The following is a 21,117-nucleotide window of genomic DNA, read 5'->3' as shown; positions in this document are numbered from 1 at the left end:
CGCGCGCCGGACCTTGCCGCCCGAAGCCGGCGCCGGCCAGGCGCCCCACGCCGCTGGCGCATGGCCCGAGGTGCCGGTGATGCCGCAGGCGCCTTCGGGCTGGGCCATCGGCCGCATGAGCGCACTGGACGTGCAAGCGGTGGCGGAGATCGAGGCGAGGGCTTATAGCCATCCGTGGACGCGCGGCAATTTCGAGAATTCCGTCAAGTCCGGCCATATCGGCCTGACCCTGCGGGACCCCGGCGGCGTGCTGGCCGCCTACGCGGTGCTGATGCCGGTGGTCGACGAGATGCATCTGCTCAATATCACGGTGGATCCGGCGCGCCAGCGCAGCGGGCTTGGCCGGCTGCTGCTGGCGGTGGCCCTGGCGACTTCGCACGCGCATCGCCTGTACACCATGCTGCTGGAAGTGCGGCCCTCCAACGGCGGCGCGATTGCGTTGTACCGGCAGGCGGGTTTTGCCGAAATAGGACGGCGCAAGGGCTACTACCCGGCCGCCGGGCAGGTACGCGAGGACGCCCTGGTGCTGCGCCGGGCCTGGGCGCCTCTGGAGGCCATGCCATGAGCCGTCGCGCCAGGTTCCTCGAAGTCCTCGGCATCGCTGACGAGTGGGTATTGCGCCGCGAACCGGCGCCGCCGGCGATGGAAGTGCCATCCGCTGACATGGCGCTCGCGCAGGCCGCCCCTGCCGATCAGATCGCGTTCGACGGCGCCGGCAAGGCACCACGGGAAGCGGTGCACGCCGTGCCGGCAGGCGAGGCCGTTGCCGGGATGCCAGCCGATGCCGGCCTGGACGAACCGCCAGCGCAGGCCGCGCCATCCGCGTGGGCAGAGGACAGCGAGGCGGCGGCCGGGATGGCACAGGCGCAGGCCCCGCTTCCTGATCCGGTGCCTGTTCCTGTTCGCCTTGCGCCGGAACCGGTTGCACTCCCGGATGACGACGCCGGGTTCGAGCGGGAAGCCGAGCCGGCATCCGGACTTGCGCCCGCGCCAGCCGGCGAGCCGCTGGCGGCGCGCGCCGCCAGCATCGCCGCGCTGGACTGGGCGCCGCTGGAGCAGCGCGTTTCCGGCTGCATGGATTGCCAGTTGTGCCATGGCCGCACCCAGACTGTGTTTGGGGTGGGCGACCGCCAGGCCGAATGGATGCTGGTGGGCGAGGCCCCCGGTGAAAACGAGGACAAGCAGGGCGAGCCCTTCGTCGGCCAGGCCGGCAAGCTGCTCGACAATATGCTGTCCGCCGTGGGACTGGCGCGGGGACGCAATGTGTTTATCGCCAACGTGATGAAGTGCCGCCCTCCGGGCAACCGCAATCCCGAGCCGGAGGAAATCGCGCAGTGCGAGCCTTACCTGCGCCGCCAGATCGCGCTGATCCAGCCCAAGCTGATCGTGGTGCTGGGCCGCTTCGCGGCCCAGTCCCTGCTGCGCACCACCACGCCGATCGGCAAGCTGCGCGGCAGCGTGCACAGCTATGAAGGCATTCCGGTGGTGGTGACCTACCATCCGGCCTACCTGTTGCGCACGCTGTCCGACAAGGCTCGCGCCTGGGAAGACTTGTGCCTGGCCCGCGAGGTACACGCCCGTGCGGGAGCCAAGGCCTGAGTTCGCGCTGAGCCCCGGCGGCGCCATCGACCTGGCGCCGCTGTGGCGCCATGCCGCCTCGCAGCGCTTGCGCGAGCTGGCCTGGTGCTCGTTGTCGCCCCCCTTGCTGGCATTCCTGCCCGCGGACGACGCGGCCGGGCCTTTGCTGAACGGGACTTCCCCTGTCCCCGAGACCGCCCTGGCGCGCTGGCCGGAAGGGGCCCTGGCGGCCTGGCAGCGCTGGCTGGCCGGAGCCGACCCGGCCTTGCTTCCCCCCACCATTGCGGAGCTTGCGGCCGGCCTGCAGCAGCCGCGCGCGCCGGATACGGCACCCGCGCCCAGCCTGAGGCTGGGCCGCCACGCCGAACGCCTCCTCCAGTTCACGCTGGAACACGCCGAAGGCCTGGAACTGCTGGCCGCCAACCTGCCGGTGCGCCGCGTGGGTTCGCACGGCGTGCAGACGCTGGGCGAACTGGATTTCGTCTGGCGCGACGTGGCCAGCGGCGCCACCGTGCATTGGGAGATGGCGGCCAAGTTTTACCTGCTGGTCGAGCCTGTGCCGGCTGCGGGCGGCATGCCGGGAAGCGGGGATGGCAGCGGGGATGGACGCGGCAACGCCGTCCTGGAGCGGCGTTGTTTCGTCGGCCCCAACCTGGTGGATCGGCTCGGCGACAAGCTCGAGCATATCGTGCGCCGCCAGCTGCCGCTATCGCACACCCCTGAGGCCCTCGCGCTGCTGGGGCGGCCGGTCGACCGCAGCGAGGTGTACCTGCTGGGGTGGCTGTTCTACCGGGACGGCGTGGTGCCTGCGGACATCGCCCGGCTGGGCATTGCGCCGGATCACCTGCACGGCTGGTGGTCCAGCTTGCAGGACTGGTCGGACTGGGCCCGCGCGCGCGACGGCTCGCGCTGGTACCGGCTGCCGCGTTCGGCATGGATGGCGCCGGCCAGGGTGGCGCAGGCCCATACCGAGACCGCGGAGGCGGTCCATGAGGCGCTTGCGCTACGCTTTGCCGAGACGCACCACGACAAGAACTGGCGCCGCGAGGCGCCGGTGATGCTGTGCGAAGTGGAGCCGGCCGGGCAGCCGGGCATGTGGCGGGAACGCACGCGCGGTTTTGTGGTGCCGCCAGGGTGGGAGGAGCGCGCGCGCGAGCGCATCGCCAGGCAGGCCGGCTGAGCCGGCCCCGCCGGTCCCGTCAGTGGTGTTTATCCTCGCCGATCATGGCGAGCGAATTGAAGGTCCGCACGTTGTAGCGGTGCAGGCGCATGACCAGCAGCATCGTGATGCAGATAAACAGGCCAAGGGCTACGATCACCAGGCCTATTGGCGCATTCAGTTTGATCAGCAGGGCGTAGAGGCACAGCATCAACAGTACCGAAACGTTCTCGTTGAAATTCTGCACGGCAATCGAATGGCCGGCCGACAAGAGTACGTGGCCCCGGTGCTGCAGCAAGGCATTCATCGGTACGACAAAGTAGCCCGACATGCCGCCCACGACCATCAGGAACACGTAGGCGATCGCCATGTAGAGCGGCATATGCAGGCCGAACAGGTCAAGCATGACAGCCGGCATCGTATCCTTGGTGTAGAAGGCCATCAGCATGACGACCCCGCCCATGGCGACGCCGAACGGCAGTACGGAGAGCGATCGGCGCAGCGGAATACGCGCTGCCGCAAGGATGGCGCCCACCGCGACCCCTACCGCTACGACTGCTTGCAGCAGGGCGCTTTGGGAGAGGTTGAGTCCGAGCGATTTCTCGGCCCATTTGAGGACGATGAATTGGAGCGTGGCGCCGACGCCCCAGAACAGCGTGGTCACTGCCAGCGAGATCTGGCCGAGCTTGTCGCGCCACAGCGCGACAAAGCAATCGCCAAATTCGGCGATCAGCCTGATCGGGTTCTTTTCCTGCTGGGGATAGCGGGCCCCGGTTTCCGGGATGAAGAGGTTGAAGACGGCCGCGATCACGTAGAACAGCATGATCACCACCATCGCCGCCTCGGCCGGCGTGCGGATGCCGGTGTCGATGTAGGGGACGTCGATGCCCAGCAGCAGCTTCGAGACGTGCACGGAAATCAGCGCGCCGCCCACCACGGTGCCGAGGATGATCGAGCTCACCGTGAGGCCTTCGATCCAGCCATTGGCGGCGACGAGCTTCTCGGGCGGCAGCAGCTCCGTCAGGATGCCGTACTTGGCCGGCGAGTACGCTGCGGCGCCGAAGCCGACGATGCCATAGGCCAGCAGCGGGTGCAGCCCGAACATCATGATGGCGCAACCGGCGATCTTGATGGTGTTCGTGATGAACATCACCTTGCCCTTCGGCATCGAGTCGGCAAAGGCGCCCACGAAGGCCGCCAGCACGACGTAGGAGAGCACGAAGAACAACTTGAGCAGCGGGGTCATCCACTGCGGGGAATGCAATTCGGTGAGAAGGGCGATGGCGGCGATGAGGAGCGCGTTGTCGGCCAGCGAAGAGAAGAACTGCGCGGCCATGATGGTATAAAAACCCTTCTTCATACTTTGGACTCTATCTCCATCGCTATTACCGTACAGGACAGGCAGCAGCGCGCCGCCTGGCGCTGTCATTGCCTCTGGGGAACCTGGGCCCGCCGCGTTGTCAAAGTGATGTTCACGCTGGCTTTGCGAGTGCCGAGCAGCTTGCCTGACCCTGTTAGACATATTGCATCACTTTGAAAACATGGCCGGAAGAACGTCCGGCTTTATAACACGAAAATAAGTCGATTCCGAGCTTCTCCGGCCCGCCGGTTGGACAGCGCAAGCGCGTTTCGATTCCCTAAATGTTTGCTCGAATGTGTTCAAATAACGGCTGTGCGGCGCGCCGCGCGTACCGGGTCTTCCCGGATATGGTGCATAGAGGCCGCGGGAGCGGTCCGGCCAGCCGGCCGGGACACCCCGCCGGGCTCCCGCGCCGCAGGCCTCCAGAAGCAGAAGCGATCCCATGCCAAGACCCATTCACGCTGTCATCCATCAACCGGCCCTTGCCAACAACCTGGACGTAGTACGCCGTTGCGCGCCGCAGTCGCGCGCCTGGGCCGTGGTCAAGGCCAATGCCTATGGCCACGGCATCCGCCGTGCCTTCGCCGGCTTGCGCGCCGCCGATGGTTTCGGCCTGCTCGACCTGAATGAAGCTGTGCTGATGCGCGAGCTGGGCTGGCAAGGCCCGATCCTGTTGCTGGAAGGTTTCTTCCAGCCGCAGGACGTACCCTTGCTCGAGCAGTACCGCCTCACCACATCGGTGCATTGCGAGGAGCAGCTGCGCATGCTGGAGGTGGCCAGGCCCAAGGGGCCGCTGGCGATCCAGCTCAAGCTCAATACCGGCATGAACCGCCTGGGCTTCCGCCCGGACCAGTACCGGGCCGCCTGGGAGCGCGCGCGGACGCTGTCCTGCGTGGGCAGCATCGTGCACATGACACACTTTTCCGATGCCGATAGCGCGCGCGGTATCGCGCACCAGCTGGCCGTGTTCGACGCCACCACCGCCAACCTGCCCGGCGAAGCCAGCCTGTCCAATTCGGCGGCCACGCTGTGGCATCCCCAGGCCCATCGTGCGTGGGTCCGGCCGGGGGTGGTGCTGTATGGCGGCTCGCCCACGGGCCATGCGGCCGATGTTGCCAGTTTTGGCCTGCAGCCGGCGATGTCGCTGCACAGCGAACTGATTTCGGTGCAGGACCTGCAGCCGGGCGATACCGTGGGCTATGGCTCGCTGTTCAAGGCCGAGCGGCCGATGCGCATCGGCGTGGTGGCCTGCGGCTATGCCGACGGCTATCCGCGCCATGCCGCGGGCTGGGGCGACAAGCCGGCGCCGGTGCTGGTCGATGGCGTGCGCACCCGTCTGGTGGGCCGCGTGTCGATGGACATGATCTGCGTCGACCTGACGCCCTGCCCGAAGGCCAGGGTGGGCAGCGCCGTGACCCTTTGGGGCCAGGGCCTGCCGATCGACGATGTCGCCGAGGCCAGCGGCACCGTGGGCTACGAGCTGATGTGCGCGCTGGCGCCGCGGGTGCCGGTCACGGTGGCGACCCTGACCGCGCCGGAGCAGCAGGCGCTGGCGTGAACGCCTGAATGCCTGGGTGGTTGCCCGGAACACGACGGCTCCGTCCCGGCATGACGCACCGGTATGGGCAGCCGTCCCGGTATGGCGCTTGCGCCGCACGAAACTTCCAGGGCGTGCCCGGCGCGCTCATCGCCTGCGCATCAGGGCAGCAAGTGCCGATACATCGGCACATCCGCATCCATATCCGCATTCCCGAGGACTCCCCAAGTTGGCCAAGCCCAAGAACGTCTACACCTGTACCGAATGCGGCGGCACTTCGCCGCGCTGGCAAGGCCAGTGCCCGCATTGCCAGCAATGGAACACGCTGGTGGAGAGCGTGGCGGAAACCGCCTCGGCCAAGCGTTTCCAGCCGCTGGCCGCGTCCGCCACGGTGCGGCGCCTGTCGGAAATCGACGCCGCCGACGTGCCGCGCTTCTCCAGCGGCATCGATGAGTTCGACCGCGTGCTGGGCGGCGGCCTGGTGTCGGGCGGGGTGGTGCTGATCGGCGGCGATCCCGGCATCGGCAAGTCCACGCTGCTGTTGCAGGCCCTGGCCAACCTGGCCTCGGAGCGGCGCGTGCTATACGTGAGCGGCGAGGAATCCGGCGCGCAGATCGCCTTGCGGGCGCAGCGCCTCGGTGTCGACAGCCCGCACATGGCGCTGCTGGCCGAGATCCAGCTGGAGAAGATCCAGGCCGCGCTGGAGTCGGAAAAGCCCGAGGTGGCGGTGATCGACTCGATCCAGACGCTGTTCTCGGAGGCGCTGACCTCGGCGCCGGGCTCGGTGGCCCAGGTGCGCGAGTGTGCGGCCCAGTTGACCCGCATCGCCAAGAGCACGGGCGTCACCATCATCCTGGTCGGCCATGTGACCAAGGACGGCAGCCTGGCGGGTCCGCGCGTGCTCGAGCACATCGTCGATACCGTGCTGTACTTCGAGGGCGACACGCATTCCTCGCACCGCCTGATCCGCGCCTTCAAGAACCGCTTTGGCGCCGTCAACGAGCTGGGCGTGTTCGCCATGACCGAGCGCGGCCTGCGCGGCGTCAGCAATCCTTCCGCGCTGTTCCTGTCGCAGCACGAGCAGGTGGTGCCCGGCTCCTGCGTGCTGGTGACGCAGGAGGGCACGCGGCCGCTGCTGGTGGAGGTGCAGGCGCTGGTGGATACCGCGAATGTGCCGAACCCGCGGCGCCTGGCCGTGGGGCTGGAGCAGAACCGGCTGGCCATGCTGCTGGCGGTGCTGCACCGCCATGCCGGCATTGCCTGCTTCGACCAGGACGTGTTCCTCAACGCCGTGGGCGGGGTCAAGATCACCGAGCCGGCGGCCGACCTGGCGGTGCTGCTGGCCATCCATTCCTCGATGCGCAACAAGCCGCTGCCGCGCGGGCTGGTGGTCTTCGGCGAAATCGGCCTGGCCGGCGAGATCCGGCCCAGCCCGCGCGGGCAGGAGCGTTTGCGCGAGGCCGCCAAGCTGGGCTTCTCGATGGCCGTGATCCCGAAGGCCAATGCGCCCAAGCAGAAGATCGAGGGCCTGGAGGTGGTGGCGGTCGAGCGGCTGGAGCAAGCCATCGACCGGGTACGGCATCTGGAGTGAAGGCCTGCGAGCGCAGCCGGGCAGGGCGCGGCTGCGCACTGAGCAACGGAGACATCGACACCATGCCCGATCAACAGGCTTGCTTGGCTGGCGCGGCCGGCAATGAACCGCTCGCGCTGGAGACCGCCCGCCTGCGCCTGCGGCAGTGGCGCAAGGCAGATTTCGCGCCCTTTGCCGCGCTCAATGCCGACCCGCTGGCCATGGCGCACTTCCCCGCGCCGCTGGACCGCGCCGCCAGCGATGCCATGGCGCTGCGCTGCCAGTCGCTGATCGCGGGGCGCGGCTGGGGTTTCTGGGCCGTCGAGCGCAAGCCGGATGGCGTCTTTGTCGGCATGGTCGGTCTGCACGAACCTGCATGGACACTGCCGTTCTCTCCCTGCGTGGAAATCGGCTGGCGCCTGGCCCCGGCGTACTGGGGGCAGGGCTATGCCATGGAGGCGGCGCTGGCCGCCCTGCGTTTTGGCTTCGAGCGGCTGGCGCTGGCGGAAATCGTCTCGTTCACCGCGCTGCCCAATGCACCTTCGCGGGCCTTGATGGAGCGGCTCGGCATGGTGGCGGACGGGACCTTCGAGCACCCCGCGGTCGCGCAGGATAGTCCGCTGCGTTTGCATTGGCTGTACCGCTTGTCTTCGGAGCGCTGGCGCGGGCTGTACGGCGACGGTGGGACACCCTGAAGGGGACGCACGCGGGAGGCTGGCCGCTATACTGTGCCGGTCATCCACCCACCACACGCGAGCCATGCGCCAGCCTGTCACTGTCATCGACGTACCCGCCTCCAGCCTGCTCGCACCCAGCCTCGCCAGCGCCGATTTCTTCGACGCCTACCGGGTGGCCGTGCCCGATGCGAGGCAATCCGCGCTGGAAATCTACCTGGGGATCGTGTCGCGCACGCCGGCCTGGGTGACTCGCCTGATGTCCCTGCGCAACCGCGTGGTGGTGCTGTTCGGGCTGAAGGACCTTGGCCACCTTGGCGATATCGATGCCGGCAAGCCGGCCAGCGCCTACCGCGTGGGCGATCGCGTCGGCATCTTTTCGCTGCTCGCGCTGTCGGAGCGCGAGGTGGTGCTGGGCGACGCGGACAAGCACCTCGAGGTGAAGATCTCGGTGTGCAAGCTGGAGCCGCCGGAGCCGGCCGCCGGCGGGCAGCCCGCGGTGGCGGTGTCCACGGTGGTGCACAACCGCAATGCGCTGGGGCGCGTCTATATGCTGTTCGTCGCGCCGCTGCACCGGCGCATCGTGCCCGCCACGCTGCGCACGCTAGGCGCGGGTGCTTGAGGAGGGCAGCGGCGGGGGGCGATGGCGGTCTGCGTCAATCCGCCGCAAGCGGCGCGGTGCCGGTCGCAGGGGGTTCCTGCGGGGCCGTATCCCAAAATCGGTAATAATGTGCCTCGTATTGCGCGTGCCCGGCGGTTGGCCGGACGCGCGCACCGATGGACGTCCTTGCGCTGCCTGCCTTTCGCTCCGGCGGGCGCCGTACGGCCCTTTTTGCTAGTGAGCCATGCAAGCCAATTCCCGCAGTTTCTTCTTGCTGATCGCCGTGGTTTCGTTCGGACTGGTCGGCTATGCCCTCTACCTGCAGCATGTCGAGGGCTATCAACCTTGCCCGCTGTGCGTGATGCAGCGTTTTGCCTTCGTCGGCATCGGCCTGTTCTCGCTGCTTGCTGCCATCGCGCAGAACACGCGCAGCTTGTGGCAGGGCCTGGGCATGCTTTCCGGCGTGGCGGGCATCGCGGTGGCGGCCTATCACGTATCGCTGCTGCTCAACCCCAAGGCCAGCTGCGGCATCGATCCGCTGGAAAACTGGGTCAACCAGCTGCCTACCGCCAAGATCCTGCCGCAGGTGTTCTTCTCGGACGGCATGTGCACCACGCCGCTGCCGCCGATCCTGGGCCTGTCGCTTCCGGCGTGGTCGCTGATCTGGCTGTTTATCCTGACCGCCACGCTGGCGGTCGGCATGATCCGGCGCGAGAAGAACTACCGCTGAGATTCCTGGCGCCGCCGGCTGCCGCCGGCTGCCGCCGGCTGCCGCCGGCGCGCGTATCCGGGGGCTGGCGCCCCCGGCATCCCTCACACGATCTGCTCGATCTGCTCCTGCAGCTCCAGCCAGCGTTCTTCCAGCGTATCCAGCTCGCCGCCGACTTCGCCCTGGCGCCTGAGCATCTCCATCAGCCTGGTCTTGTTGGCTTCGGCGTAGCTGGTCTCGTCGGCCATGAAGGCGTCGATCTCGGCCTTGGCCTGCTGCAGCACGGCCATGCGCTTCTCCACTTTTTCCAGCTCCTTGGTCAGCGGCTTGCGCAACTGCGTCAGGCGCTGGCGTTCGTCGGCCTCGGCGCGGCGCTGGTCGCGGCGATTGGCGTTCGAGGTTGCCGCGGCTTCTCCATCCGCCTGCGAGTGGGCGGCGCTGGCCGCATTGCGCTTGGCCGCGGCCTGCTTGAGCAGCCAGTCGCGGTAATCGTCCAGGTCGCCGTCGAAGGGCTGGATGGTGCCGTCCGCCACCAGGATGAACTGGTCGGTGGTGGCCCGCAGCAGATGGCGATCGTGCGAGACCACGATCAGCGTGCCTTCGAATTGCGCCAGCGCCATGGTGAGCGCCTCGCGGGTGTCGAGGTCCAGGTGGTTGGTCGGTTCGTCGAGCAGCAGCAGGTTGGGCTTCTGCCAGACGATCAGCGACAGCGCCAGGCGGGCCTTTTCGCCGCCGGAGAACGGCTCGATCGAGGCGGTCGCCATGTCGCCGCGAAAGTTGAAGCTGCCGAGGAAGTCGCGCAGTTCCTGCTCGCGGGTGTCCGGCGCCAGCCGGGCCAGGTGCTGCAGCGGCGATTCGTGGTCGCGCAGCGTTTCCAGCTGGTGCTGGGCAAAGTAGCCGATCTGCAGGCCCTTGCCCAGGCGCAGCGTGCCGGCCAGTGCTTCCTGCGAGCCGGCCAGCGTCTTCACCAGCGTCGACTTGCCCTGGCCGTTGGCGCCCAGGAGGCCGATGCGCTGGCCGGTCTGGATCGACAGCGTGAGATTGTGCAGGATGGTCACCGGCGGCGCGTGCGGCGCGGGGGCGGGATAGCCGCAGTCCACGGCTTCCAGCACCATCATCGGGTTGGGCGCCGAATCGGGTTCGCGGAACTCGAAGGCAAAGCCCGCGGCGATATGCACCGGCGCCAGCCGCTCCATCTTCTCCAGCGCCTTGACCCGGCTCTGCGCCTGACGCGCCTTGCTGGCCTTGGCCTTGAAGCGGGTGATGAAGGACTCGAGATGGGCGATCTCCTTCTGCTGGCGCGAGTAGGCTGACTGCTGCAAGGCCATCTGCTGCAGGCGCAGGGTCTCGAACTGGCTGTAGTTGCCGCCGTAGCGGCGCAATTGCTGGTTCTCGATATGCACCGTGACATTGCAGATCGCGTCGAGGAATTCGCGATCGTGAGAAATCATCACCAGCGTGCCGGGATAGCGTGCCAGCCAGTCTTCCAGCCAGACGATGGCGTCCAGATCCAGGTGATTGGTGGGTTCGTCGAGCAGCAGCAGGTCGGACGGGCACATCAGCGCCTGGGCCAGGTTCAGCCGCATGCGCCAGCCGCCCGAGAACGAGGCCACCGGCTGCGACACCTGCGGCAGCGTGAAGCCCAGCCCGAGCAACAGGGCCTCGGCGCGCGCCGGCGCGGTATAGCCATCGGCATCGGCGAAGGCAGCGTGGGCGTCACCCTCGGCGCTGCCGTCGCCACTGGCCTGGGCCGCGGCGATGCGCGCTTCGATGTCGCGCAGGCGGGTATCGCCGTCGATCACGTATTCCACCGCGCTGCGCATGACCGCCGGGGTTTCCTGCGCCACGTGGGCGGTGCGCCACTGCGGCGGGATGGCTACGTCGCCGCCGTCCGCCTGCAGTTCGCCGCGCAGCATGGCGAACAGGGTCGACTTGCCGCTGCCGTTGGCACCGACAAGGCCGACGCGCTCGCCGGGGTTCAGCGTCACGCTGGTGTGGTCGAACAGCACCTTGGTGCCGCGCTGGAGGACTAGCTGGTCGATTCGGATCACGGGAGGGGAAAGGCTGGAGAAGAGCGGGTCTGGGCGTTCGGTCAATCCGGCCCCGGCATGTCCCGGGGCAACCCGGCATTGTAGCCGCTTCGCATGGCGGCACCCCCGAATGGCCGGCGCGCGGCGCGCGGACAGGGCTGGCAAGTGCAGCGGGGGCGGCGCGGGACGGTATTGGCAGCGCCAGGCCCTAGGTGGAAACCCTTGGGCTGGTAAAACTCTATTTTCATGGCATAGGCTTTGCGTGTAAATTTATTTACATGGATGCGCACCGGATCCATGTTTTGTTTCCGGCGGCGCGCATCGCCGACCAACCCACTGCACGTGCCATGTCCAAAGACATCAACGGTTCAAACGGCAATACCGGCAGCAGCAACAGCAGCGACACCAGCGGTCCCTCGGTCACCGAGCGTATTGCCCGTGCCCTGCCGACGCTGACGCCGGCGCACCAGCGCATGGCGGAATATGTACTGGGCAACCCGTTCCGCGCCGCCACCATGCGCATCGACGAATTCGCCGATGCGGTCGAGGTATCGGTCGCCACCGCCAATCGCTTCTCGCGCGCGCTCGGATTCGAGGGCTACCCGCAGTTCCGCGCCGAACTGGTGCGCGGTTTCGAGGCCACGCTTGCACCGGTTGAGAAACTTCGCACCGAATTGGCGCGTCCGGCCACGGTGGCCGAGGTGTTTGCCGCCTCGCTGGAAGAGGACGTGCGCAATCTCGAAGCCACGCGGCGCGCGCTCGATGCCGATGCATGCGAACGCGCGGTGGAGGCCATCCGGGCGGCCGAGCGCATCTTCGTGGTGGGCTTCGGCGCCAGCGGCTTCCTGGCCGGGCTGTTGCAGCATGGGCTGGATATGTCCTGCCGTACCGTGATTTCGGTGTCGGGAGCGGGCGGCGCGTCGACCGCAGCGCGCCAGCTGTACAAGCTGCAGCCCAGCGACCTGCTGATCGTGATCGGCTTCCCGCGCTATGTATATGACACCGTGACCATTGCCCGGCGCGCCCGCTCGCGCGGCGCGCGCATCATGGCCCTGACCGACGGGCCCACCTCGCCGTTGGCGGCGCTGGCGGATATCGCGCTCTATGCGCATTCCGGGCGCCAGCTGTCCGCCAACTCGGACACGGCGGTGCTGGCCTTTATCGAAGCGCTGTGTGGCGCGGTGGCGTATCGCGCCGCGCATGCCGTCAAGGCGGCCGCCGAGATGACGGAATTCCTGCTGCCATGGCTGCATGGCGTGCCGCCCGGACAGGAGCGCGACGCCCGCGAGCAGCGCCAGGACGAGGCGGCCGAGGGCCGCAAGAAGAGTGCCCCGGCACGCCGCAAGACGACTTCCCCGAACGCATCGTGAATCGAATCCGAATGAATACGCCAGTGATTGCCATCCACGGTGGCGCCGGCACCATCACCCGTGCCGCCATGGACCCCGCCAGGGAAGCCGAATACACCGCCGCGCTCGGCGCCGTGCTTGAAGCCGGCCAGCGCGTGCTGGCCGAGGGCGGCAGCGCGCTCGACGCCGTCACCGAGGCGGTGCGCCTGCTCGAGGACTGCCCGCTGTTCAATGCCGGCCGCGGCGCGGTGCTGACCCACGCCGGCACCTACGAGCTGGATGCCGCCATCATGGATGGCGCCACGCTGGGCGCCGGTGCGGTGGCCTGCGTCAAGCGGCTGCGCAATCCGGTGCTGGCTGCGCGCGCGGTGATGGAGAAGAGCGAACACGTGCTGTTCGCCGGCGAGGGTGCGGAGGCCTTTGCCCAGGCGCAGGGCCTGGCACTGGTGACGCCCGACTACTACTTCACGCAGGCGCGCACCGAGCAGTGGCAGCGCGCCCGCGCCGCCAGCGGCATGACCCTGCTGGACCACGATGCCGCCACGCTGGCCGCCGAGCCCATCGATCCGGACAGCAAGTTCGGCACGGTAGGGGCGGTGGCTTTCGATGCCCAGGGGCGCCTGGCTGCGGCGACGTCCACGGGCGGTGTTACCAACAAGCAGGTGGGGCGCGTGGGCGATACGCCCATTGTCGGCGCCGGTTGCTTTGCCGACGACGTGGCTGCGGTTTCCACTACCGGCACCGGCGAAATGTTCATCCGCACCGTGGCCGCGTATGACGTGGCGGCGCAGATGCGCTATGCCGGCCTCCCGCTTGAAGAGGCCGCGCGCCGCGTGGTGATGGAGAAACTGCCCGCCATCCATGGCCGCGGCGGCCTGATCGCCGTGGACCGCGAGGGCAACGTCACGCTGCCCTTCAATACGGAAGGCATGTACCGCGGTTTCGCCCGGGTGGGCGAAGCGGCCAATGTGTGGATCTACGGCTGAGCGCGCGAGCGAGGCACCGGTACCGCATCAGGCAAGCATCGAAGCAAAGCATCAACCTAGGCACCAAGGGGGCCCAGTGGCTGCATCCTCTTCCAAGTCGACCATCGTCCTGCCACCGCAACGCGTGGTCTCCGTCAACGATCTCAGCGTGCGTTTCTCCACCTCGGAGCGCACGGTGGAAGCGGTGCGCAACCTGTCCTTCCACGTCGACCGTGGTGAAACGCTGGCCGTGGTGGGCGAGTCCGGCTCGGGCAAGTCGGTGACCTCGCTGGCGCTGATGCGCCTGGTGGAGCATGGCGGCGGCAAGATCGCCAGCGGCAGCATGGCCTTGCGCCGGCGCAACGGCCAGGTGATCGACCTGGCCCGTGCCGACGGCGCAACCATGCGCGGCGTGCGCGGCAGCGACGTGGCGATGATCTTCCAGGAGCCGATGACTTCGCTCAACCCGGTGTTCCCGGTGGGCGAGCAGATTGCCGAGTCGATCCGCCTGCACCAGGGCAAGAACCGCGCCGAGGCACGCGCCGAAGCGCTGCGCATGCTGGAGATCGTGCGTATCCCGGAGGCGCGCCGCGTGCTGGACCGCTACCCGCACCAGCTCTCCGGCGGCATGCGTCAGCGCGTGATGATTGCCATGGCGCTGTCGTGCAAGCCGGCGCTGCTGGTTGCCGACGAGCCCACCACCGCACTGGACGTGACCATCCAGGCCGAGATCCTGCAACTGATCCGCAACCTGCAGGCCGAGATGGACATGGGCGTGGTCTTCATCACCCACGACATGGGCGTGGTGGCCGAGGTGGCCGACCGCGTGCTGGTGATGTACCGGGGCGAGAAGGTGGAAGAGGGCACTTCGGAACAGGTCTTCGCCAAGCCCGCGCATCCGTACACGCGCGCGTTGCTGTCCGCGGTGCCCAAGCTGGGCGCCATGCGCGGCACCGATTGGCCTGCCAAGTTCCCGTTGGTGCAACTGGACCAGGGCGAGCCGGTGGCGCCGGTGCCCCAGGACACGGTGCCGGCGGATGCCACGCCCATCCTGCGCGTGCGCGACCTGGTGACCCGCTTCGACGTGCCCGGCGGCCTGCTGGGCCGCGTGACGCGCCGCGTGCACGCGGTGGAGCGCGTCAGCTTCGATCTCTACCCGGGCGAGACGCTGGCGCTGGTGGGGGAATCCGGCTGCGGCAAATCCACCACCGGCCGCTCGCTGCTGCGCCTGGTCGATAGCCAGAGCGGCAGCATCGAATTCAACGGACAGGACATCAGCAAGATGCATGGCAGCGCCCTGCAAACCCTGCGCCGCAATATCCAGTTCATCTTCCAGGACCCGTTCGCCTCGCTCGACCCGCGCGTGCCGGTGGGCTATTCCATCATGGAGCCGCTGCTGGTGCACAAGGTGGCCAGCGGCAAGGAGGCCCAGCAGCGTGTGGCCTGGCTGCTGGAGAAGGTGGGCCTGACCGCCGCGCATGCTTCGCGCTATCCGCACGAATTCTCCGGCGGCCAGCGCCAGCGCATCTGTATCGCACGCGCGCTGGCACTGAACCCGAAGGTGGTGGTGGCCGACGAATCGGTATCCGCGCTGGACGTTTCCATCCAGGCGCAGATCGTCAACCTGATGCTCGACCTGCAGCGCGAGATGGGCATCGCCTTCCTCTTCATCTCGCACGACATGGCGGTGGTGGAGCGCGTGAGCCATCGCGTGGCGGTGATGTTCCTGGGGCAGATCGTCGAGATCGGCCCGCGCCGCGCCATCTTCGAGAACCCGCAGCACCCGTACACCAGGAAGCTGATGGCGGCGGTGCCGATCGCCGATCCGGCCCGCCGCCACCTCAAGCGCGAGCCGCTCTCGGACGAGATGCCCAGCCCGATCCGCGCGCTCGGCGACGAGCCGCTGGTGCAGCCGCTGGTAGCGGTCGGCGGCAACCCGGCTTCCCATCATTTTGTAGCCCGGCACGCCATCGGCGGCGCCTACTGAACCGACGCAACCCCAAGGAGAATCGATCATGATCCGTTTCGCCCCTTCCAGGCTCATCGCGGGTGGCCTGGCCCTGGCCGCGCTCGGCGCAGGCCCGGCCTTTGCCGCCAAGGACGCCGTGATGGCGGTGTATTCCACCTTTACCACGCTCGATCCATACGACGCCAACGACACGCTGACGCAGGCCGCCAGCAAATCCTTCTACCAGGGCCTGTTCGGCTTCGACAAGGACATGAAGCTGGTCAACGTGCTGGCCGAAAGCTATGAAGCCAGCAAGGACGGCCTGACCTACACCATCAAGCTGAAGAAGGGCGTGAAATTCCACGACGGCACCGCCTTCGATGCCGCCGCCGTCAAGGCCAACCTGGACCGCGTCACCAATCCCGCCAACAAGCTCAAGCGCTACACACTGTTCAACCGCGTGGCCAAGACCGAGGTGGTGGACGCCGGCACCGTCAAGATCACGCTGAAGGAGCCGTTCTCGCCGTTCATCAACGTGCTGGCCCACCCGTCCGCCGTGATGATCTCGCCGGCCGCGCTGCAGAAGTACGGCAAGGACATCGCCTTCCACCCGGTCGGCACCGGTCCCTTCGAGTTCGTCGAGTGGAAGCAGACCGATTACCTCAAGGGCAAGAAGTTCGCGGGCTACTGGAAGCACGGCTACCCGAAGATCGACACCATCACCTGGAAGCCGGTGGTGGACAACAATACCCGTGCCGCCATCATGCAGACCGGCGAGGCGGATTTCGCCTTCAGCATCCCGTTCGAACAGGCTGCCGTGCTCAAGGGCAGCCCCAAGGTGGACCTGATCGCCTCGCCCTCGATCATCCAGCGCTACCTGACCATGAACACCATGGTGAAGCCGTTCAACGATCCCAGGGTGCGCCAGGCCATCAACTACGCCATCAACAAGGAGGCGCTGGCCAAGGTCGCCTTTGCCGGCTACGCGACGCCTTCCGACGGCGTGGTGCCGGCCGGCGTGGACTATGCCGAGAAGCTGGGCCCCTGGCCCTATGACCCGGCCAAGGCGCGCGCGCTGCTGAAGGAGGCCGGCTACCCGAACGGCTTCGAGACCACGCTGTGGTCCGCCTATAACCACACCACCGCGCAGAAGCTGATCCAGTTCGTGCAGCAGCAATTGCAGCAGGTGGGCATCAAGGCGCAAGTGCAGGCGCTCGAGGCCGGCCAGCGCGTGGAGAAGGTGGAGAGCGTGCAGAAGCCCGAGGATGCCGGCGTGCGCATGTATTACACGGGCTGGTCGTCGTCGACCGGCGAATCCGACTGGGCACTGCGTCCGCTGCTGGCTTCGGAGTCGATGCCGCCCAAGCAGCTGAATACCGCCTACTACAAGAATGACCAGGTCGACGCGGATATCGCCGGGGCCCTGCGCACCACCGACCGCGCCGAGAAGGCTCGCCTGTACAAGGACGCGCAGGAGCATATCTGGAAGGACGCGCCCTGGGCATTCCTGGTGACCGAGAAGGTGCTGTTCGCGCGCGCCAAGCGCCTGACCGGTGCCTACGTGATGCCTGACGGTTCGTTCAGCTTCGACGAGATCGACATCAGGCAATAGGCACAACGGCGCAATGGCGCTTCGCGCGGTGCATGCCTTGCGTATGGGCCGCACCGCCCGCGACGTCGCGCGAAATGCGCAACGGTCAGGGCAGTACAGCGCAGCAAGCCGTGCAAGGCCGCCCACCCATGGCTGCGGGGGCAGGGCGGGCGGCCTGCGGTCTTCACGGTCTTCAATCTTCCGGTGCATCATGCTGAATTACTTTCTAAAACGATTCCTGGGCGTGATCCCCACATTGCTGATCGTGGCAGTGCTGGTGTTCCTGTTCGTTCACCTGTTGCCGGGCGACCCCGCCCGGCTCGCGGCCGGCCAGGAGGCCGACCAGGCCACGGTGGACCTGGTGCGCCGGGATCTCGGCCTGGACAAGCCGCTGCCCGAGCAATTCGTGCATTTCTTCTCGAACGCGGTGCGCTGGGAGTTCGGCAATTCGCTGCGCACCAAGCGTCCGGTCAGCGAGGAAATCGGCGAGCGCTTCATGCCGACGCTGTACCTGACGCTGGCCTCGATGGTGTGGGCAGTGATCTTCGGCATGGTGATCGGGATCAGCTCGGCGGTATGGCGCAATCGCTGGCCGGACCGCCTGGGCATGACGCTGGCGGTGTCCGGCATCTCCTTTCCGGCCTTCGCCCTCGGCATGCTGCTGATGGAGGTGTTCTCGGTGCAGCTGGGCTGGCTGCCCTCGATCGGCGCCGATTCCTGGCGGCACTACGTATTGCCGTCGATCACGCTGGGCGCCGCGGTGGCCGCCGTGATGGCCCGCTTCACCCGCGCGTCCTTCGTCGAAGTGCTGAACGAGGATTTCGTGCGCACCGCGCGCGCCAAGGGCGTAGGCGAGTTCCTGGTGGTGGCCAAGCATTGCCTGCGCAACGCCATGATTCCCGTGGTGACCATGATGGGGCTGCAGTTCGGCTTCCTGCTGGGCGGCTCGATCGTGGTCGAGAAAGTCTTCAACTGGCCGGGCCTCGGGCGCCTGCTGGTGGATGCCGTCGAGATGCGCGACTATCCGGTCATCCAGGCCGAGGTGCTGCTGTTCTCGCTCGAATTCATCCTGATCAACCTGGTGGTCGACGTGCTGTACACCGTCATCAACCCCGCCATTCGTTACAAGTAAGGGAGGCCGGCATGACCCAGCTATCCACGCCCGCCGACGGCGGCAACGCCGCCCCGGCAGCGGCCACGCAAGAAGCCGTACGCACACCCTGGACCGAGTTCTGGCGCAAATTCCGCAAGCAGCACCTGGCGCTGGGCGCCGGCGCGTTCGTGCTGCTGCTGGTGGCGGTGGCGATCTTCGCCCCGCACCTGGTGCCTTACGATCCCGAGAATTTCTTCGACTACGACGCCCTCAACGCCGGTCCCTCGGCGGCCCACTGGTTCGGCGTCGATTCGCTCGGGCGCGATATCTTCAGCCGCATTCTTGCGGGTACCCGCATCTCGCTGGCGGCGGGTTTCTTCTCGGTCATCATCGGTGCCGTGGTGGGCACCGTGCTCGGCTTGCTGGCGGGCTACTACGAGGGCTGGTGGGACCGCATCGTGACGCGCGTGTCCGACGTGCTGTTCGCTTTTCCCGGCATCCTGCTGGCGATCGGCATCGTCGCCATCCTTGGCAACGGCATGACCAACGTGATCTTCGCGGTGGCGGTGTTCAGCATCCCCGCCTTTGCCCGCCTGGTGCGCGGCAATACGCTGATGCTCAAGCGGCTGACCTATGTGGAAGCCGCGCGCAGCATCGGCGCGTCCGACTTCACCATCCTGATGCGGCACATCCTGCCGGGTACGATCTCGTCCATCGTGGTGTATTTCTCGATGCGTATCGGCACCTCGATCATCACCGCGGCCAGCTTGTCCTTCCTGGGCCTGGGCGCGCAGCCGCCAACCCCGGAATGGGGCGCCATGCTCAACGAGGCGCGGGCCGACATGGTGACCGCGCCGCACGTGGCGATCTTCCCCAGCCTGGCCATCTTCCTGACCGTGCTGGCCTTCAACCTGCTGGGCGACGGCCTGCGCGACGCGCTCGATCCCAAGATCGACCGGCGCTGAGACGGGAGCCGGCATGACTTTGGCATTGCCGCATATCGGCGCGCTCCCGGCCGGTGCCCGCAACAGCATCGCCGACGTGCCTGGCGTCACCGTGGGTCACCGTACGCTGGCCGAGGGCGCCTGCCAGACCGGCGTGACGGTGGTGCGGCCGCACGGCGGCAACCTCTTTACCGACAAGGTGCCGGCCGCTGCCACCGTGCTCAACGGCTTTGGCAAGAGCGTGGGCCTGGTGCAGGTGGAAGAGCTCGGCGTGGTGGAAACCCCGATCGCGCTGAGCAACACCTTTGCCGTGGGCGCGCTTGCGCAAGCGCAGATCCGCCAGGCCATCGCCGCCAACCCGGAGATCGGCCGGGCCTGGCCCACGGTCAATGCGCTGGTGTTCGAGTGCAACGACGGCTATCTCAACGACATCCAGGCGATGGCCGTCCAGGAAGCGCACTATATGCAGGCTTGCGCGGCGGCCGGCGTCGATTTCGCGCAGGGTGCGGTCGGGGCGGGACGGGGCATGTCGTCGTTCGGGCTGAAGGGCGGCATCGGTTCCGCTTCGCGCCAGGAGGGGGAGTACCACGTGGGCGCGCTGGTGCTGGCCAACTTCGGCACCATGCCCGCCTTCACCGTGGCCGGCACGCGCATTGGCGGCCTGCTGGCCGAGCGGCTCCAGGCATATGCCCAGGCGCAAGTGGAGGCCGGCCCGGAAAAGGGCTCGATCATCATGATCCTGGCCACCGATGCGCCGCTCGATGCCCGGCAATTGCGCCGTCTCTCCCTGCGCGCCGGCGCGGGTCTGGCCCGCACCGGTTCGGTGTTCGGCCACGGTTCGGGCGATATCGCGCTCGCTTTCTCCACCGCCTACACCGTTCCCCAGCAAGCCGATGCGCCCATGCCGGCGCTGGCCATGCTGCACGAAACCCGGCTCGATGCGCTGTTCCACGCCGCTGCCGACAGCGTCGAGCAGGCCATCCTGCATGCGCTGTGGCAGGCCGACACCGTGCATGGCCGCGATGGCAACCAACGGGTCGCGCTGCGCGCGCTGATGCCCGAACTGCCGCAATGGCTGCAACGCCAAGCGCCGGCACCGACCAACTGAATCCCGCAAGCCATGAAGATCCTGATTTCCACCGATATCGAAGGCGTGGCCGGCGTGTTCCATCCCGAGCAGACGCGCCCCGGCAACGGCGAATATGAACGCGCCCGCGCCTGGATGACGCTTGAGGCCAATGCCGCGGTGCAGGGCGCCTTTGCCGGCGGCGCCACCGAAGTGCTGGTCAACGACTCGCATGGCGGCTTCCGCAACCTGCTGCCCGACCTGCTCGACGCGCGCGCCAGCCTGGTGCTGGGCAAGCCGCGCTACCTCGGCATGATGGCCGGGGTGCAGGGCTGCGACGGCGTCTTCATGGTCGGCTACCACGGCCGCGCGCAAAGCTGCGGCATCCTGGCCCACACCATCAACAGCGGCGCCTTTGCCCGCCTCTGGCTGAACGGGCAGGAACTGGGCGAGGCGGGTTTGTATGGCGCGCTGGCGGGCGAATTCGGCGTGCCGGTGCTGATGGCCAGCGGCGACGACGTGTTCGTGAAGGAGACCCGTCCGCTATTGCCCTGGGTGCGCTATGTGCAGACCAAGGAAGCCAGCGGGCAGGGCAGCGGCACCACGCTGTCGCCCGGCGCCTCGCGCGAGGCCATTGCCGCCGCCGCCGAACTGGCGGTGCGCAATGCGGACGGACGCCCGCTGAAGATGGAAGGCCCGATCCGTTGCCGCCTGCAGACCCAGAGCCCGGCATTCGCGGATCTGTTCTGCCAGTGGCCCACGCTGGAGCGGATGGACGGCGTCACGCTGGCGTTCGACGCCGCCTCGGTGCAGGCGGCGGTACGCATGCTGAACTGTCTGTCGGTGATGTCGTTCATGCTGAAGTAGGTATAGCCAATGCCAAGGCTCAGCATTTCCACCCGGAGTGCACAGGAAATTCTGGCAGCGGCAAGCCAAGTTCGCG

The 21,117-nt window shown here is 67.6% G+C and carries 18 protein-coding genes; 16 read left to right on the top strand and 2 right to left on the bottom strand.

Features of this window, described 5'->3' with window-relative positions; all coding sequences use genetic code 11:
- The first annotated feature begins 79 nt into the window (after window positions 1-79).
- The 3 genes from rimI to AC3FOF_RS07750 are packed head-to-tail and all read left to right on the top strand — an operon-like array spanning window position 80 to window position 2,758.
- Window positions 80-565, top strand: a complete 486-nt coding sequence (gene rimI, locus AC3FOF_RS07760; protein WP_488726302.1) for a ribosomal protein S18-alanine N-acetyltransferase — start codon at window positions 80-82, stop codon at window positions 563-565.
- Window positions 562-1,599 (top strand): uracil-DNA glycosylase, encoded by a 1,038-nt coding sequence (locus AC3FOF_RS07755; RefSeq protein WP_488726220.1) that lies wholly within the window; start codon window positions 562-564, stop codon window positions 1,597-1,599. The genes rimI and AC3FOF_RS07755 overlap by 4 nt, the downstream gene beginning before the upstream one ends.
- Window positions 1,580-2,758, top strand: coding sequence for a DUF1853 family protein (locus AC3FOF_RS07750; protein WP_488726219.1), 1,179 nt, complete (start codon window positions 1,580-1,582; stop codon window positions 2,756-2,758). The genes AC3FOF_RS07755 and AC3FOF_RS07750 overlap by 20 nt, the downstream gene beginning before the upstream one ends.
- A gap of 19 nt (window positions 2,759-2,777) precedes the next feature.
- Here the strand turns inward: AC3FOF_RS07750 and lplT are convergent, their stop codons facing one another.
- Window positions 2,778-4,097: a lysophospholipid transporter LplT gene (gene lplT, locus AC3FOF_RS07745; protein WP_017229157.1), complete on the bottom strand. Its 1,320-nt coding sequence runs from the start codon at window positions 4,095-4,097 to the stop codon at window positions 2,778-2,780.
- Window positions 4,098-4,539: 442 nt separating this feature from the next.
- Between lplT and alr the strand changes: the two genes are divergently transcribed.
- The 5 genes from alr (at window position 4,540) to AC3FOF_RS07720 (ending at window position 9,209) form a co-directional block, all read left to right on the top strand.
- On the top strand, window positions 4,540-5,655 hold the full coding sequence (alr, locus tag AC3FOF_RS07740; protein WP_276266473.1) for an alanine racemase: 1,116 nt from the start codon (window positions 4,540-4,542) through the stop codon (window positions 5,653-5,655).
- A gap of 208 nt (window positions 5,656-5,863) precedes the next feature.
- Window positions 5,864-7,225: a DNA repair protein RadA gene (gene radA, locus AC3FOF_RS07735; RefSeq protein WP_017229155.1), complete on the top strand. Its 1,362-nt coding sequence runs from the start codon at window positions 5,864-5,866 to the stop codon at window positions 7,223-7,225.
- A gap of 62 nt (window positions 7,226-7,287) precedes the next feature.
- Complete coding sequence (locus AC3FOF_RS07730) at window positions 7,288-7,899, top strand: GNAT family N-acetyltransferase (protein WP_051078555.1); 612 nt, start codon at window positions 7,288-7,290, stop codon at window positions 7,897-7,899.
- A 64-nt stretch (window positions 7,900-7,963) separates the two neighbouring features.
- Window positions 7,964-8,500 (top strand): DUF2867 domain-containing protein, encoded by a 537-nt coding sequence (locus AC3FOF_RS07725; RefSeq protein WP_276266472.1) that lies wholly within the window; start codon window positions 7,964-7,966, stop codon window positions 8,498-8,500.
- Between the two features lie 223 nt (window positions 8,501-8,723).
- Window positions 8,724-9,209, top strand: a complete 486-nt coding sequence (locus AC3FOF_RS07720) for a disulfide bond formation protein B (protein WP_017229152.1) — start codon at window positions 8,724-8,726, stop codon at window positions 9,207-9,209.
- An 83-nt stretch (window positions 9,210-9,292) separates the two neighbouring features.
- Here the strand turns inward: AC3FOF_RS07720 and AC3FOF_RS07715 are convergent, their stop codons facing one another.
- A complete protein-coding gene (locus tag AC3FOF_RS07715) occupies window positions 9,293-11,239 on the bottom strand; it encodes an ATP-binding cassette domain-containing protein (RefSeq protein WP_488726301.1) in 1,947 nt (648 codons plus the stop codon).
- Window positions 11,240-11,565: 326 nt separating this feature from the next.
- Here AC3FOF_RS07715 and AC3FOF_RS07710 point away from each other — a divergent pair, with 326 nt between their 5' ends.
- The 8 genes from AC3FOF_RS07710 to AC3FOF_RS07675 all read left to right on the top strand — a co-directional run bounded on the left by AC3FOF_RS07710 (window position 11,566) and on the right by AC3FOF_RS07675 (window position 21,041).
- Window positions 11,566-12,588, top strand: a complete 1,023-nt coding sequence (locus AC3FOF_RS07710; protein WP_051078554.1) for a MurR/RpiR family transcriptional regulator — start codon at window positions 11,566-11,568, stop codon at window positions 12,586-12,588.
- A gap of 11 nt (window positions 12,589-12,599) precedes the next feature.
- A complete protein-coding gene (locus AC3FOF_RS07705) occupies window positions 12,600-13,553 on the top strand; it encodes an isoaspartyl peptidase/L-asparaginase family protein (RefSeq protein ID WP_017229149.1) in 954 nt (317 codons plus the stop codon).
- 76 nt (window positions 13,554-13,629) lie between these two features.
- A complete protein-coding gene (locus AC3FOF_RS07700) occupies window positions 13,630-15,519 on the top strand; it encodes a dipeptide ABC transporter ATP-binding protein (RefSeq protein ID WP_488726218.1) in 1,890 nt (629 codons plus the stop codon).
- A gap of 28 nt (window positions 15,520-15,547) precedes the next feature.
- Entirely contained in the window at window positions 15,548-17,092 is a 1,545-nt protein-coding gene (gene gsiB / locus AC3FOF_RS07695) for a glutathione ABC transporter substrate-binding protein GsiB (RefSeq protein WP_017229147.1), read from the top strand.
- A 190-nt stretch (window positions 17,093-17,282) separates the two neighbouring features.
- Window positions 17,283-18,203 carry a glutathione ABC transporter permease GsiC gene (gene gsiC / locus AC3FOF_RS07690; protein WP_276266470.1) on the top strand — a complete coding sequence of 307 codons (921 nt, stop codon included), beginning with the start codon at window positions 17,283-17,285 and terminating at the stop codon, window positions 18,201-18,203.
- An 11-nt stretch (window positions 18,204-18,214) separates the two neighbouring features.
- Complete coding sequence (gene gsiD, locus AC3FOF_RS07685; protein ID WP_017229145.1) at window positions 18,215-19,129, top strand: glutathione ABC transporter permease GsiD; 915 nt, start codon at window positions 18,215-18,217, stop codon at window positions 19,127-19,129.
- A 13-nt stretch (window positions 19,130-19,142) separates the two neighbouring features.
- Window positions 19,143-20,216: a DmpA family aminopeptidase gene (locus AC3FOF_RS07680; RefSeq protein ID WP_488726217.1), complete on the top strand. Its 1,074-nt coding sequence runs from the start codon at window positions 19,143-19,145 to the stop codon at window positions 20,214-20,216.
- Window positions 20,217-20,228: 12 nt separating this feature from the next.
- Window positions 20,229-21,041, top strand: a complete 813-nt coding sequence (locus AC3FOF_RS07675; protein WP_488726216.1) for a M55 family metallopeptidase — start codon at window positions 20,229-20,231, stop codon at window positions 21,039-21,041.
- Window positions 21,042-21,117: the final 76 nt, after the last annotated feature.

This window comes from Cupriavidus sp. 96C5-1 (assembly GCF_057798855.1).
The sequence above is the reverse complement of the archived record's forward strand: the minus strand, read 5'-3'. Positions and strand labels throughout refer to the sequence as shown.